The 14,948-nt window shown below is 72.0% G+C and carries 8 protein-coding genes; 2 read left to right on the top strand and 6 right to left on the bottom strand.

All coding sequences use genetic code 11. The features are described from left to right. The first annotated feature begins 58 nt into the window (after positions 1-58). Positions 59-6,478 (top strand): RHS repeat-associated core domain-containing protein, encoded by a 6,420-nt coding sequence (locus ACWEQG_RS33055; protein WP_452290804.1) that lies wholly within the window; start codon positions 59-61, stop codon positions 6,476-6,478. A 22-nt stretch (positions 6,479-6,500) separates the two neighbouring features. Then, complete coding sequence (locus ACWEQG_RS33050; RefSeq protein WP_452290802.1) at positions 6,501-7,025, top strand: hypothetical protein; 525 nt, start codon at positions 6,501-6,503, stop codon at positions 7,023-7,025. Positions 7,026-7,117: 92 nt separating this feature from the next. Here ACWEQG_RS33050 and ACWEQG_RS33045 read toward each other — a convergent pair whose 3' ends face one another. Genes ACWEQG_RS33045 through ACWEQG_RS33020 form a run of 6 tightly spaced genes read right to left on the bottom strand, consistent with a single transcriptional unit; the run spans position 7,118 to position 14,944 of the window. Next, positions 7,118-8,326 carry a GNAT family N-acetyltransferase gene (locus ACWEQG_RS33045; protein ID WP_452290800.1) on the bottom strand — a complete coding sequence of 403 codons (1,209 nt, stop codon included), beginning with the start codon at positions 8,324-8,326 and terminating at the stop codon, positions 7,118-7,120. A 19-nt stretch (positions 8,327-8,345) separates the two neighbouring features. After that, on the bottom strand, positions 8,346-9,335 hold the full coding sequence (locus ACWEQG_RS33040; protein WP_452290798.1) for an ABC transporter permease: 990 nt from the start codon (positions 9,333-9,335) through the stop codon (positions 8,346-8,348). Positions 9,336-9,340: 5 nt separating this feature from the next. Then, positions 9,341-10,276, bottom strand: coding sequence for an ABC transporter permease (locus ACWEQG_RS33035; protein ID WP_452290796.1), 936 nt, complete (start codon positions 10,274-10,276; stop codon positions 9,341-9,343). Beyond that, positions 10,269-11,900 (bottom strand): dipeptide ABC transporter ATP-binding protein, encoded by a 1,632-nt coding sequence (locus ACWEQG_RS33030; RefSeq protein WP_452290795.1) that lies wholly within the window; start codon positions 11,898-11,900, stop codon positions 10,269-10,271. Before ACWEQG_RS33030 ends, ACWEQG_RS33035 begins: the two co-directional genes overlap by 8 nt. A gap of 25 nt (positions 11,901-11,925) precedes the next feature. Then, a complete protein-coding gene (locus tag ACWEQG_RS33025; protein WP_452290793.1) occupies positions 11,926-13,746 on the bottom strand; it encodes an ABC transporter substrate-binding protein in 1,821 nt (606 codons plus the stop codon). Positions 13,747-13,771: 25 nt separating this feature from the next. After that, positions 13,772-14,944 carry an LLM class flavin-dependent oxidoreductase gene (locus tag ACWEQG_RS33020; RefSeq protein WP_452290791.1) on the bottom strand — a complete coding sequence of 391 codons (1,173 nt, stop codon included), beginning with the start codon at positions 14,942-14,944 and terminating at the stop codon, positions 13,772-13,774. Between the last annotated feature and the right edge of the window lie 4 nt (positions 14,945-14,948).

Here is a 14,948-nt window from a genome sequence, read left to right as displayed (position 1 = left end):
CGCATCTTCCCCCGGTTGATCCGCGGGTTCTCTCTTGTCCTCTCGAGGAGGTTGGGTCATGCGTCGGCCCGGAATTCGTGCTGCCCTGGCGGCGGCGTTGACGGTGGTGATCTCGTTACCCGTCGGGGTGACGGCGGCCTCGGCCGCCGTTGTCTCCGCGGCACAGGGCTCGCCCGGCGCCCCTCCGGTGCAGAAACAACGGCCCAGCAAGGTCAGGGCCATGGCCGCGGACGGGGCCAAGGAGGCCAGGGAGCGGGTCGCCGCGTCCAGGGCGCGCAACGACGCCGCGGCGGAGCGGGCCGCCACGGAGCGCGAGGCCTCCCGCTGGCCTGGGGCCGGCGAGGCCGACGTGCCCATCGGCGGCCGGAGCGTCGACGTCGGCGGACTCCCCGTCACCCTCGAACCGGCCGGTCCGGCCTCCGCGACCCCGGCTTCCGCGGCCCCGGCCACCGCGGGTGACTCTGCCGAGGCCGCGGCGTCCGCGCGAACCCCCGCCGCCGTTCACGTCCAGGTGCTCGACCGCGCCGCGGCCGAGGCGGCCGGGGTGGACGGCGTGCTGCTGGCGGTGTCGGCGCAGTCCCCCGGCACCGCGACGCTGAGCGTCGGCTACGCCGCGTTCGCCTCCGCGTACGGCGGCGGGTGGAGCGGGCGGCTGCGCCTCGTGCGCCTGCCGGCCTGCGCGGCCACCACGCCGGAACGGGAGGAGTGCCGCACGCGGACGCCGCTGGACACCGCCAACGCCGCCGCCGCGCAGACACTCTCGGCACCGGTCGCGCTCGACGCCGCCCCTGCCGTGCTGGCCGTGACCGCCGGCACCCCCGGCGAGGGAGGCGAGGCGGCGGACGGCAGCGGCGACTACGCGGCGACCCCGCTCTCCGCGTCGTCCACCTGGGAGGCGGGCGGCAACTCCGGCTCCTTCACCTGGTCCTACCCCATCGCCCCGGTGGAGCCCGCGGCGGGTCCCGCGCCCGCGCTCGACCTGTCGTACGACTCGGGCGGCGTGGACGGGCGCACCTCCACCACCAACAACCAGGGCACCTCGGTCGGCGAGGGCTTCGAGACCGCCGCCACCTCCTACATCGACCGCCAGTTCGGCACCTGCCGCGAGGACGGCCACGACAAGCAGTACGACCTGTGCTGGAAGTACGACAACGCCTCGCTCGTCCTCAACGGCAAGGCCACCGAGCTGGTCAAGGACGACACCAGCGGCAAGTGGCGGCTGAAGAACGACGACGCCTCCACCGTCGTCCACGCCACGGGCGCCGACAACGGCGACGCGGACGGGGAATACTGGACCGTCGTCACCGGCGACGGCACCAAGTACGTCTTCGGCCTGAACAAGCCGAGCGGCGCGGGCAGCCAGCGGACCAACTCGGTGTGGACGGTCCCGGTGTACGGCGACGACTCCGGCGAGCCCGGCTACGACAAGGGCGGCGCCTTCGCCGACCGGTCCGTCGTCCAGGCGTGGCGGTGGAACCTCGACTACGCCGAGGACACCCACGGCAACGCCATGACGTACTGGTACACGCCGGAGACCAACTACTACCGGAAGAACAAGTCGGCCACCGCGACCACCTCCTACGTCCGCGGCGGCCACCTCGACAGGATTCTCTACGGGCAGCGGTCCGACACGCTGTTCACCGTGGACGCGCCCTACAAGGTGGCTTTCTCCTACGCCGAGCGCTGCACGGCCTCCGACTGCGGCAGCCTCACCAAGGACACGGCGCAGAACTGGCCCGACGTGCCCTTCGACGCGATCTGCAAAAAGGACGCGGACAAGGACGACTGCCACGCGGAGAGCCCGGCCTTCTTCAGCCGCAAGCGCCTGGTGAAGATCGAGACGAGCGTCCTGTCCGGCACCGCGTACAAGCCGGTCGACTCGTGGGCGTTCACGCAGAAGTACCTGGACGGCGGCGACATCGGCAGCTCCGCCGACCAGACGCTGTCGCTGATGTCGATCGTGCGGACGGGGTCCGCCGGTGACACGCCGATCACGCTCGACCCCGTCTCGTTCACCTACGCCATGCGGCCCAACCGGGTGGCCGGCGGCACCCAGCCGGGAGGCGGCGACATCCTGCCGCTGACCAGGCCCCGCATCGAGACGATCACCTCGGAGACCGGCGCGATCACGACGGTCAGCTACAACGAACCGGAATGCGTGCGCGGCTCGCGGATGCCGAAGGCCGAGGACGACAACGCGCTGTCCTGCTATCCGCAGTTCTGGCACGTCAACGGCGCCACCGACGCCTCCATCGACTGGTTCAACAAATACCGCGTGCTCGCGGTGAACACCGCCGACCCCGCCGGGCACAACCCGCTTCTCGAGTTCGCCTACGAGTACGAGAAGCCCGGCTGGCGCTACAACGACAGCCCGTTCACCCCGGCCGACGAGCGCACCTGGTCGCTGTGGCGCGGCTACCAGAAGGTCACGACGTACGCCGGCGACGCCGACGGCACCCGCACGAAGACCGTCGCGGTGTACCTGCAGGGCATGAACGGCGACCGGCTGCTCAAGTCGGCCACCCCGAGGACCGTCGACCCCGACAGGCGGCGCGCCGCCACGGTGCCCGGCCTCGACGTCGCCGGTCTCGACGTGCCCGACCTCGCCGACGCCGAGCAGTACGCCGGCTCCACCCGCGAGGAGGTCAGCTACGACGGGGCGAACCCGGTCGACGTCACGGTCAACGACCCCTGGTCGGCGAAGACCGCCACCCAGCACAAGTCGTACGCCGACACCGAGGCCTACTACGTGCGCATGGGCAAGACGTCGGAGCACACCTACCTGACCGTCCCCAAGACCTGGCGCACAGTCACCACCTCCACGACGTACGACTCGTACGGCATGGCGGTCAAACAGGACAGCACGGGCGACACCGCGAAGAGCGGCGACGAGACCTGCACCCGCGTCTGGTACGCCCGCGACGACGCCAAGGGCCTGAACTCGCTGGTCTCCCGCACCCGCGTCGTCGGCCGCGCCTGCTCCGTGGAGGAGGCCGACCTGTCGCTGCCCGCCGACTCCGCCACCTCGGGTGACGTGCTGTCCGACACGGCCACCGTGTACGACGACACCGCCGCGACCGGGTGGTCGGCGAGCCGGAAGCCGGTGACGGGCGACGCCACCTGGACGGGACGGGCCACCGGGTATCCCTCGGCCGTCACCGGCGACGACCGCCCGCCGACCGGCTGGCAGCGCGTCGAGTCGACCACCTACGACGCGCTGGGCAGGCCGCTGACCGTCACCGACGCCGGCGGCAACCCCACCTCCACGGCGTACACCCCCGCGGGTGCCGGGGTGCTCACCAAGACGGTGGAGACCAACGCCAAGCAGCAGAAGACGACGACGTTCCTCGACGGGACGCGCGGCCTTCCTGAGCGCACCTACGACCCCGACAACGGCAAGACCGAGCAGACCTACGACGCCCTCGGCCGGCTCACCGGCGTATGGCTGCCCGATCGCAGCAAGGACGGCGGCCAGACCCCCACCTACGCCTACTCCTACGTCTACCAGCGGGGCAAGGCGCCCGCGATCGGCAGCTCGGCCGTCAAGTCGTCCACCACGGCCAGCTGGTCCTACGAGATCTTCGACTCGCTGCTGCGGCCGATGCAGACGCAGAAGCCGACCCCGAACGGCGGCCGGCTCCTGACCGACACCCGCTACGACTCGCGCGGCCTCGCCTACGAGACCTACGCCGACATCTTCGACACCAAGCAGACGCCGAACGCCACCTACACCCGGGAGGAGTACGGCGAGGCGCCCAAGCAGACGAACCTCGTCTTCGACGGCGCCGGCCGGCAGGTGCGCGCCACGTTCCTGTCGTACGGCGTGGAGAAGTGGACGACCACCACGACCCACACCGGCGACTCCACCGCCGTCAGCGCGGTGACCGGCGGCACGGCGACCAGGACCGTCACCGACGCGCTGGGGCGCACCGTCGAGCGGCGCGAGTACAACTCGCCCTCCCCCGCCGACACCCAGTGGGGCGCCCTGGCCTCCGACGGGTACACCTCCACGTCCTTCACCTACCGGCCCGACGACAAGGAACTGACCGTCACCGGTCCCGACGGCGCGAAGTGGTCCTACACCTACGACCTGTTCGCCCGGCAGACCGGCATCGGCGACCCCGACAAGGGCGCCAGCACCGTCCGCTACACCGCGCTCGACCAGACCGACACCGTCACCGGCGCGAACGGCACGGTCCTGCTGTACGGCTACGACGAGCTCGGCCGCAAGACCGGGCTGTGGTCGGGGTCGCGGACCGACGCGAACAAGCTCGCCGCCTGGACCTACGACACCGTGGCCAAGGGGCAGCTCGCCTCGTCCACCAGCTACGACGGCGGCCTGACCGGCAAGGCGTACACGAAGAAGGTCCTCGCCTACGACGGCCAGTACCGCGCGACCAGCACCCGGATCGAGATCGATCCGAACGACCCGATGGTCGTCTCCGGGGCGGCGAAGAGCAGCTACACCTTCGCCAGCGACTACAACCTCGACGGAACGCTGAAGAGCTCCACCGAGCCCGCGGCCGCCGGCCTGGCCGAGGAGAGGATCAGCCTGGCCTACACCCCGACCGGGCAGGTGAACGGGCTGACCGGCACCACCGACTACCTGCAGAAGGCCGACTACAACGCGCTCGGCCGGCCCCTGCAGTTCACCCTCGGCCTGTCGGGGGCCGCGCAGGCCAAGAAAACCTTCCTCAACAACACCTACGAGGAGGGCACCGACCGGCTCACGCGGTCCTTCGTGACCACGCAGTCCACACCGGTCAAGCCGCAGGACCTGACCTACCACTACGACGACGCGGGCAACGTCACCGAGATCGCCGACACCCCCACCCAGGACGGCGCCGGCCGCAGCGACATCCAGTGCTTCGCGTACGACGGGCAGCGCCGGCTGGCCGAGGCGTGGACTCCGGCCACCGACGACTGCACGAGCAGGACGCTCGGCGGCGCCGCGCCGTACCGGACCTCCTACACCTACAACGCCTCGGGCCTGCGGGCGACGGAGACCCGCTACAGCGGCTCCACCGCCACCACCTCGGCGTACTGCTACGGCGACACCGCCAAGCGGCACGCCCTGACCGCGGTCGTGACCGGCTCCTGCGCCGGCGCCACCGCGACCTACTCCTACGACAAGTCCGGCAACACGACCGGGCGCGACGGCCAGGTGCTGACCTGGGACGCGCAGGGTCGCATCGCGACCCTCACCCAGGGCACGCAGAAGACGGCCTACCTGTACGACGCCGACGGGGCGCTGCTGATCCGCCGCGCGATGGGCGACGGGGAGAGCGTGCTCTACCTCGGCGCCACCGAGATCCACTCGAAGAAGACGGGCGGCACCGTCACGACCTGGGGCAGCCGTTTCTACGCCGCCGGCACCCAGGTGATCGCGGTGCGCACCACCCAGGCCGGGAAGAACGCGGTCTCCTTCCTCGCCGGCGATCAGCACGGCACCTCCTCGCTGTCGGTCGAGGCGGCCGGGCAGGCGATCGGCAAGCGGTTCACGACCCCGTTCGGCGCGCCGCGCGGGGACACGGTCGGCGGGGCGTGGCCCGACGACAAGGGGTTCCTCGGCAAGCCCGCCGACGCCGCCACCGGGCTCACCTACGTGGGGGCCCGCATGTACGACCCGGTCACCGGCAGGTTCCTGAGCGTGGACCCGGTGCTGTCCACCGACCAGGCCCAGTCGCTCAACGGATACTCCTACGGCAACAACAACCCCGTCACGTTCAGCGACCCGACGGGCGAGGAGATCGGGTCGCGGCCCAACTCCTGCCGGTACTCCCTCGCGAACTGCTCGAAGAAGGTGCAGCAGTCGGTCGGATACAACCCGAAGACCCACAAGGTCACGCCGCCGAAGCATCACAAGAAGCCCGGGAAGAGGAGCTACCCGACGCCGAGGCCGTCCCCCGGCCCGTCGCCCAAGCCCCCGGCGGGCGGCTGCCACTGCAAGCCGCTCAACCGCGACAACGGCGTCAACCTGTTCAAGGCGCTGCTCACCAAACCGTTCCACTGGGGCAACAACTTCAACGGCGCGAACGCGCTGGCGGTGACGTACGAGGTCTTCGCCAGCGAGGGATGCGAACGGCGGGCCCTGCAGTACGTCTGCTACGGCGGCTCCCCCGGCGGCGACCAGCCCATGACGGTCGGGGACGTCCACTTCTACCCGCACTCGAAGAAGGAGTTCGAGGGCCGGCTGCGGGAGGAGAAGCAGGCGCGGGACGACATCGCGAGGGTCGCCGGCCGCGAGACGGCCAAGAAGTACGGCCCCGACCTCGAACGGCACGAGGCGGTGCACTCCGAGCAGTGGGCACGCTTCCGGGACGCCACCCAGTTCGTCGCGGCGTACGGCGGGGCCACCTGGTACTCGCAGCGGACCACCGGCAGCAAGGTGGCCGCCAACGAGTTCGAGGTCCAGGCCAACCTGTGGTGGGGTGGCTACGTCGAATGGCAGCCGCTGCACTGGGGCCCGGTGAGCTAGGAATTCGAGGGGAAGGACGACGATGACGCGCAGAAGAAGGCCGGGGCCCGGACTCGCGGCCGCCGCCCTGGCCGCCCTGGCCTTCTTCGCCTCGGCGTGCGACAGCACTCCCGAGCCCAAGGGCGTCCTCGCCGTCGAGCGCGCCGAGGACGGCGGCGTCAGGCTGCTGCTCGCCGGCTGCCCCGGCTACGTCGCCAAGGACTTCTCGGTCCTGGAGGACACCGGGGACGGCGACACGGTGGCCTGGAGCGTGCACAACGGCGGGTGGACCTCGTCGGTGCGCGACGTCCGGCTCTTCCAGGCGCCGCCCGAGGGCTGGCGCGCCGCCGACGACACGCTGACCGCCCTGCGGGACGGCGTCCCCTACGTCGCGACCGTCAACGGCACCTCCGGCGGGCGGAGCCTGCGGGGCAGGGTGCCGTTCACGACGGCCGACCTGGCAGGTCTGGGCGGCGGGCAGGTGCTGGCCTGGGCGGGCGGCGACGAGACGGTGAAGACGGACCGGGACGCCTTCCTGCACGCCGGCCCCGACCGCTGTCGCCCGTGACCGCCGCCGCCCGTGACGGCGGCCTCCGGTGGTGGTGTCGTCGGTGGAGCATGCCGGGAGCCGGCGGCGCGAACCGCCGGCCGTCGCCGCGATCAGAAGACCGTGCCGGAGAAGGGCAGCGCGTCGGTGTGGAACAGCGCCTCGGCCGTCTCCAGGGCGCCGTCGCGGTGGACCGTGACCCGCCCCGCGTGGGCGTGCTGCCACCAGCGGGAACCGCCCAGGTAGAGGGCGGCCAGGGTCGCGACGTCCACCGTCAGATCGGCCGGCCCCTTCGTCCTGGCCGCCCCGTGTGCGCTGATCAGGTAGGTCCCGGTGTTGCCGGGCAGCAGGCCGTCGGTGACGGCCAGGACGACCGTGCCCGGCCCCCGGTAGCTTCGCCGGGCCAGTGCGGCGGGCACATCGGCGAGGCGCAGCCACGTCTCGTCCCGTACGGAGACCGTGCGGACGGCGCGGTCGTCGGTCAGCAGCAGCGGCAGCGGGTCGTCCGGGGCGGTGGACGGCAGGATGATCCGGTCGACGAGGTCGAGGCCGAGCAGGTAGCGGACCAGCCCGGCGTACGCCTCCGGCGTGGCGGCGACGAGGTCGTCCACGACGATCGCCCGGTCGCGGCTGGTGAACCACTCCTCGGTGCCGATCGGGTGGTAGCGGACGTACCCGTCCTCCCAGCCGTCCCGTCCGTGCACGGCGACGTAGGCGGGACCCGGGGCGGCGGCCTGCCGCTGCTCCTGCTGCCGCCACCAGGAGACGGGCCGGCCGACCGCCCCGGCCCGGCCCGCGGCGGACTCGTGGATCTGTGCGAGCAGCTTCCAGGAGGTGGCGGCGTCGGCGAGCCTGACCCGGCCCCCGCGCGGCACGCTCTCCCGGAGGACGGCCTGCCTGCGGGACACCTCACGGCGCGCGGACGAACCGGCGATGCCGTACCCGAAGCGCTCGTAGATCACGGCTTCGGAGGCCCGCAGCGTCGCGACGGCCTCTCCCCTGGCGGCGGCGTCGGCGAGCTGGCGGCGCATCAGCGCCGTCACGATGCCCCTGCGGGTGTGCGTGGGCAGCACCCCCACGTGCGTGACCGCCGCGTGCGGCACCCGCGCGCCGCCCGGCAGGGTCAGGAGGCTCTCGTAGGAGTCGGCGGTGCCGACGAGCCGTCCGCCGTCGAAGGCGCCCAGCGTCCGGCCGGGTTCGAAGAACTCGGTGACGCCGGTTCCGGGCGGCACGGGCGGCAGGCCGATGAGGGCGGTGCGGAACGTCGCCGACGCCGCGAGCAGGTCGTCCTCCCCGCTCAGCACGCGAACGTCGAAACTCATGTCTTCTCCTCCAACCAGGTCAACGGGCGGCGGGGTCGCGCAGGCGGGTGACGACGTCGACGGCGAAGGTCGAGACCACGAAGATCGTCGCGGCGAGGACCGTGGTGCCGATGACGACGGGGAAGTCCCCGCCGACCGCCGCCTCGACGGCCAGCCGCCCGACCCCGTCGAGGCCGAAGATCTGCTCGGTCACGATGGCCCCGCCCATCAGCGCGGCCAGCTCAAGCCCGCCGAGCGTGATGACGGGGTTCAGCGCCGCGCTGAGCGCGTGGTCGAAGTGGACCCTCCGCTCGGTGACGCCCTTGGCCCGCGCCGTGCGGACGTAGTCGGCGCCGAGCACGTCGAGCATGTTCGCCCGCACCACCCGCTGGAAGACGCCGATCTCCGCGACGGCGATCGTCAGCCAGGGCAGCGCGAGGTGCCTGGCCCACTCCAGCGGGTCCTCGGTGAGCCCGACGTAGCCGCTGCCCGGGAACCACCTGACGCCGTACATCGAGAGCGTGAAGTACAGGAAGTAGGACAGCAGGATCCCGGTCAGGAAGGTCGGCACGGACAGGCCCACGTAGGACAGCGCCGACAGCACGCGGTCCGCCCAGGAGCCGGGTCTCGCGGCCGCCGCGACGCCGAAGAGGACCGACAGCGTCATCCAGATGACGAGCGCGCCCAGTGCGAGCGAGAGCGTCACCGGGATCTTCGACAGGATCAGCTCGGTGACCGGCCGCTGCTGCCTGAACGAGTAGCCGAGAGCGGGCGGCCAGTTGAACAGGCCCATCGGCGCGCCCTGGATGTCCGGTCCGCGGAAGAGGTAGTGCCAGAGCTGGACGTACCAGGGCTCGTCGAGGCGCAGCGCCCGGGTGATGCCGTCCAGGGTCTCCTGGGTGGCGTTGCGGGGCGCGAGCACCGCGGCGGGGTTGCGGTAGGCGACCCGCGTCATCGCGAACGTGATGACCAGCACGGCCAGCAGGGTCGCGAGCGCGCGGGCCGCGTGACCCGCGATGTGCCTTCTCATTCCGGCTACCCCTGGGGGTCGAGGACGGTGCGGATGCCGGAGCCGATCGCGTTGAACCCCAGCACGGTGACGAACATGGCGATGCCGGGCCCGAGGAGGAACCACGGCTGCACCTGGTACAGGGACGAGCGCTGGGCTTCCGCGATCATGTTGCCCCAGCTCGCCGTGGGCGCCTGCACGCCGACCCCGAGGAACGACAGGGTCGCCTCGGCGAGGATGTTCACCGGAAGCTGGACGGCCCAGTAGACCGCGACCACCGGGAGCACGTTGGGCAGGATCTCCCGCACGATCAGCCGGCGGCGGCTCACGCCGATCGAGACGGCGGCCTCCACGAACGGCCGGTTGCGCAGCACGACCACGAGCCCGCGGGTGAGCCGGGCGAAGTAGGTCCAGGCGAACAGCGCGATGACCAGGATGACGAGCAGGACGGGGTCGACGACGGGCTCCCCGTCGCCGCCCCGGTTGAGCGCGACCAGGCTGAGCGCGGTCACGACGAACGGGAACGACAGCGCGATGTCGGTGCCCAGGGACAGCAGCCGGTCGGTCCTGCCCGGGAAGAACCCGGCGACCAGGCCGACGGCCGTGCCGGCGACGAGGGCGAGGGTTGTCGCGGGGACGCCCACCAGCAGGGAGATCCGCGCGCCGTACAGGGTCCGGATCAGCACGTCACGGCCGTTGCCGTCCGCGCCGAGCAGGAAGCCCGCGCCCGGGCCGATCGGCAGCCCGTTCTCGGCCAGGGCCTCCGAGCGGAACTGCTCGTCCGGGCCGTGCCCGGTCAGCGCCGCCGCGACCGGGGCGAGCAACGCCGCCAGCACGACCACGCCGACCAGGACGAGACCGGTACGCACGGAGCGCTCGGCCAGGACGGCCCGCACCGTCGGGAGCCGCCGGACGGCCTCCGCCTCGCCGTACGCCTCGGCGGCGAGCAGCACGTCAGACATGGGCCACCCGCCCGGGGATCGAGTCGAGCAGCGTGCGGGTGTAGGCGTCCCGGGGCTCGTCGAACACCTCGTGGACCGGGCCCTGCTCCACCACCCGGCCGTGGTTCAGCACGACGACCCGCTCGCACAGGGCGGCGACCGCCCCGAGGTCGTGGGAGATGAACAGGAACGACGTCCCGAGCTCGTCCCGCAGCCGCCGGATGAGGGCCAGGATCTGCGTCTGCGTGGTGACGTCGAGCGCGGAGACCGGTTCGTCGGCCACGACGACCGAGGGCCGCAGCGCGATCGCGCGGGCGATGGCCACGCGCTGTCGCTGCCCGCCCGACAGCTGTGACGGGAGCCGGTGCAGCACGGAGAGGGGCAGCTCCACCCGTGCCACCAGCGCCTCGACCCTGGCGCGGATCTCGGCGGCCGGGAGATCGGTGTTGACGGCGAAGGGCTCGGCGAGCGTGGCGGCGACCGTGCGCCGTGGATTGAGGCTCCCGTAGGGATCCTGGAACACGACCTGGATCGCGGGCCGCAGGCTCTTCGGGAGCCGCACGTCACCGGGCGCGTTGTACTCCTCGCCGCGCAGCGCCACCGATCCGGCGGTCGGCCTGGCCAGGCCCGCCACGATCCTGCCGATCGTGGACTTGCCCGACCCCGACTCCCCCACCAGTCCGACGATCTCGCCTTCCCGCAGGTCGAACGAGACGTCGGCGAGCGCGCTGAACGACTCCTTGCGGCCGGCCCGGCGATAGCTCATGTGCAGCGCGCTCGCCCGCAGCAGCGGCACGCCCCCGGCCTGCGGCTCGGACCGCTCGGGCTGCTCCGGCGGCTCGGACCCGGGCGGCCGTACGAGAGCCCGGCCATGCCGGGCCGCGGCGAGCAGCTCCCGGGTGTACGCGTGCCGGGGGGCGGCGTGGATCTCCGCCGCCGGTGCCGTCTCGACCGCCTCGCCGTCCCGCATGACGACGACGTCGTCGGCGATGTCGGACACCACGGCCAGATCGTGGCTGACGAAGATCAGCGCGGTCCCGTGCGACTCCTGCAGCCGCCGCAGCAGCTTCAGGATCGACGCCTGCACGGTCACGTCGAGCGCGGTCGTCGGCTCGTCGGCGATGATCAGCTCCGGATTCAGGGCGATCGCCATGGCGATCATGACCCGCTGGCGCATGCCTCCGGAGAATTGGTGCGGGTAGTCGCCGATCCGGCGTGCCGGGTCCTTGATGCCCACCTCGCCGAGCAGGTCGAGCACGCGCCTGCGCAGCGCGGCCCGCCCAGTCCGCTCGTGCGCGGTGACGGCCTCCCCGATCTGGGCGCCGACGGTCTTGAGCGGGTGCAGGTTGCTCAGCGGGTCCTGGAAGACGAACCCGATGTGCCGGCCTCTGATCCCGCGCAACTGGGCGCGCGTCAGCCGGGTGAGGTCCGTGCCGCGGTACAGGGCGCGTCCCCGCACCTCGGCGTGGCCCGGCAGCAGCCCGGTCGAGGCGAGCAGCGAGACGCTCTTGCCGGAGCCCGACTCGCCGACGAGTGCCAGCGTCCTGCCGGGCTCCACGGCGAACGACACGCCGCGGACCGCGGCGGTCGTCCGCCCTCGCCGGGCGAACGTGACGCTCAGATCTTCCACCGAGAACAGGGCCATGGCGGTCGCCTCCCTTCCGTACGGCTCAGCTCGCCGGGCTCACGGCGATGTTGGTGATGTCGGCCTGGGTCGCCAGCGACGACCAGGTCCAGTTGCGCACCCGGTCGGAGGTGATGGCGACCTTGCGCTTTTCGAACAGCGGGATCCACGGGAGGTCGGCGGAGACGAGCTTGTCGGCCTCGGCCCAGATGGGCCCGGGGTCGTCGGAGGGGAACGCCTTCGCCGCCAGCTTGTTCAGCTCCGGGTTGTCGTAGCAGATGGCGTGCACGTTGCCGGTGCCGCAGGGCGCGGCCTCGGAGTCGAGCCAGCCCCCGAGCAGCATCCGGGTGCTCGGCCCCTGCCAGTCGGGCGCGAAGGACGCGCTCAGGAACACGTCCCAGCGGCTCTTCGGGTCCTGCAGGTACGCGCTGGACTGGGCGGGCGGGACGGGGATGAGGTCGAGCTCGATCCCGGCCTTCGCGAGGTCGGCCTTGAGCGTGACGGCGATCGTCTCGAACTGGGCGTTGACGCGGTAGACGGCATCCAGCTTGAGCCCGTCCGGATAGCCGGCCTCGGCGAGCAACTGCCGGGCCTTCGCGGGGTCCCCGGCGTCGCCTGGGGTCGGGTACGGGTCGAAGTCCTGGTGGCCGAGGATCGTCGAGGTGATGATCTGCCCCAGCGGCCTCGCCGCGATCTTCCCGCCCTGGGCCTGCACGAGGTTGGCCTTGTTCACCGCGTACGCCAGGGCCTGCCGCACCTTGAGCTTGCGCAGCGCCTCGGCGCCCGGAGAGGTCGCCTCCGGGCGGGCGTTGATCGTGATGAAGTTGGCCGCGCCGCTGTCGGAGGAGTGCAGGTGGGGACTGTTGCTCGCCTGGTACTGCTGGATCGTGGACAGCGGCGGCACGTCGAGGTAGAGCGACAGGTCGGCGTCGCCGGACTGGATCTTCTGCACCACCGCGTCCTCGCTGTTGGCGGTGAAGTCCACGACGATCTCGTCGACGTACGCCTTGCGCGCCGGGTCGCCCGCGTGGTCGTAGCCGGCGACCTTCTTCAGCACCAGGCTGCGTCCCGGCTCGTAGGAGGCGATCTGGTACGGCCCGCTGGAGGGGTAGTGCTTGCGGAACTCCAGCGAGTCGCCGACGTACTTGGAGGCGACCTCCTCGGGCAGCGGCGACACGAAGTTCATGGACAGGATGCTGAGGAAGTCGTAGTTCTTCGTGTCCGAGCGCAGCACCAGCGTCTTGTCGTCCGGCGCGGAGACGCCGGCGATGTCGTGGGCGTCGATGAAGGCCTTGGACTTCGCCGGGTCGCCCGCGGGCACCTTGGCGAACTTCTCGCAGTAGTCGCCGAATCCGGAGAAGGCGAGCTGGAAGTAGTTGATCGCGGCGACCTGCTTGTTCGGGTCGCAGAATCGCTTGATCGCGTAGACGAAGTCGCCCGCGACGATCTCACGGGTGGACGAGCCCGAATACCTGATGTTGTCGCGCAGGTGGAAGGTGTAGGTCTTGCCGTCCTCGCTCACGTCCCACGACTCGGCCAGGTCGGGCACGAGCTTCGTGTCGTCCTTGATGCCGGTGGTGCTGCCCGGATAGGTGACGAGCTGACGGGTGAGGGCCCTGATGATCTCCCAGGAGTCGGTGCTGTAGCCGGTGAGGGGGTCGAGCGCGTCGAGGTCGGACTGCAGGGACGCGATGCGCAGCGTGCCGCCGGGGGCGGGGGCCTCACCGCCCGCGCCGCCGGCTCCGCCGCTCGCGCCGCCGCCCGCGGTCGCGACCGGGCCGGCGCAGGCGGCCAGCAGTGCGGCCCCGGCGGACGCGGCGAGCAGGGACAGGAGCGGCCCGCGTCTGAGGGGCGTCGTTCTCTTCACGGTGGTTCTCTTTCGCACGGGCGTGTCAGGGGGTCGGGCCGGCCGGGTCGCCGGCTGTGTCGACGGCGGGGGGCGCCAGCAGTCCCCGGGACCGGAGCACGGCCCCGGCGCCCTCGGCGAACCAGTAGGCCTCTTCCAGGTGGGGCTGGCCGGAGAGGATGAAGTGGTCCAGGCCGAGCGCGTGGTACTCCTCGATGCGGTCGGCGACCTCCTCGTGGCTGCCGACCAGGGCGGTGCCGGCGCCGCCGCGCACCAGGCCGTAGCCGGCCCACAGGTTCGGGTAGACCTCGAGTCTGCCGGGGTCGCCGCCGTGGAGTTCGTACATGCGCCGCTGGCCCACCGACTCGCTGCTCGCGAAGTCCCTCTGCACGGCGGCGATCCGCTCGGGGCTGATCCTGGACAGCAGCCGGTCGGCCTCCGCCCACGCCTGCTCCGCGGTGTCCCTGCTGATGACGTGCAGCCGGATGCCGAAGCGCAGCTCACGCCCCTCGGCCGCGGCGAGTTTCCGCATCCGTTCGAGCCGCTCGGCGATCTGGTCCGGCCGCTCGCCCCAGGCGAGGTAGACGTCGGCCCGCCGGGCCGCCACCCGCTCGGCGGCCGGGCTCGCGCCGCCGAAGAAGATCTCGGGGGGTCCCCAGGGGCCGGCGTCGACGCGGGCGTCGTCGATCCGGAAGTGCTCGCCCGCGAAGCTGAACGTCTCGCCGGGCGGCGGGCCGGTGACACCGCGCAGGACCGCGAGGAACTCGTCGGTGCGGGCGTAGCGCTGGTCGTGGTCGAGGTGGTCGCCGAGGCGCCGCTGCTCGGCCGAGTCCCCGCCCGTCACGACGTTGAGCAGGAGACGGCCGCCGGAGACGCGCTGGAACGTGGCGGCCTGGTGCGCGGCGAGGGTGGGCGAGATCAGTCCCGGCCGGAACGCGACGAGGAACTTCAGCCGCTTCGTCACCTGGGTCAGCGCCGCGGTGGTGATCCAGGCGTCCTCACACCAGAGGCCGGTGGGCGTGAGCACGGCCTCGAAGCCGAGCTGCTCGGCCGACCGGGCGATCTGGCCGAGGTAGTCGACGCTCGGCGCACGGTAGCCCTCCGCGACGGCGCCGAGCGTCTTCTCCGATCGGTCGCCGGAGCCGACGATGTCGCGGTTGTCGCCGTTGGTGGGCAGATACCAGTGGATCCGGATGGGGCGCTTGGGGTCGTGACTCATTTCT

Source organism: Microbispora sp. NPDC004025, assembly GCF_053604425.1.
The sequence above is the reverse complement of the archived record's forward strand: the minus strand, read 5'-3'. Positions and strand labels throughout refer to the sequence as shown.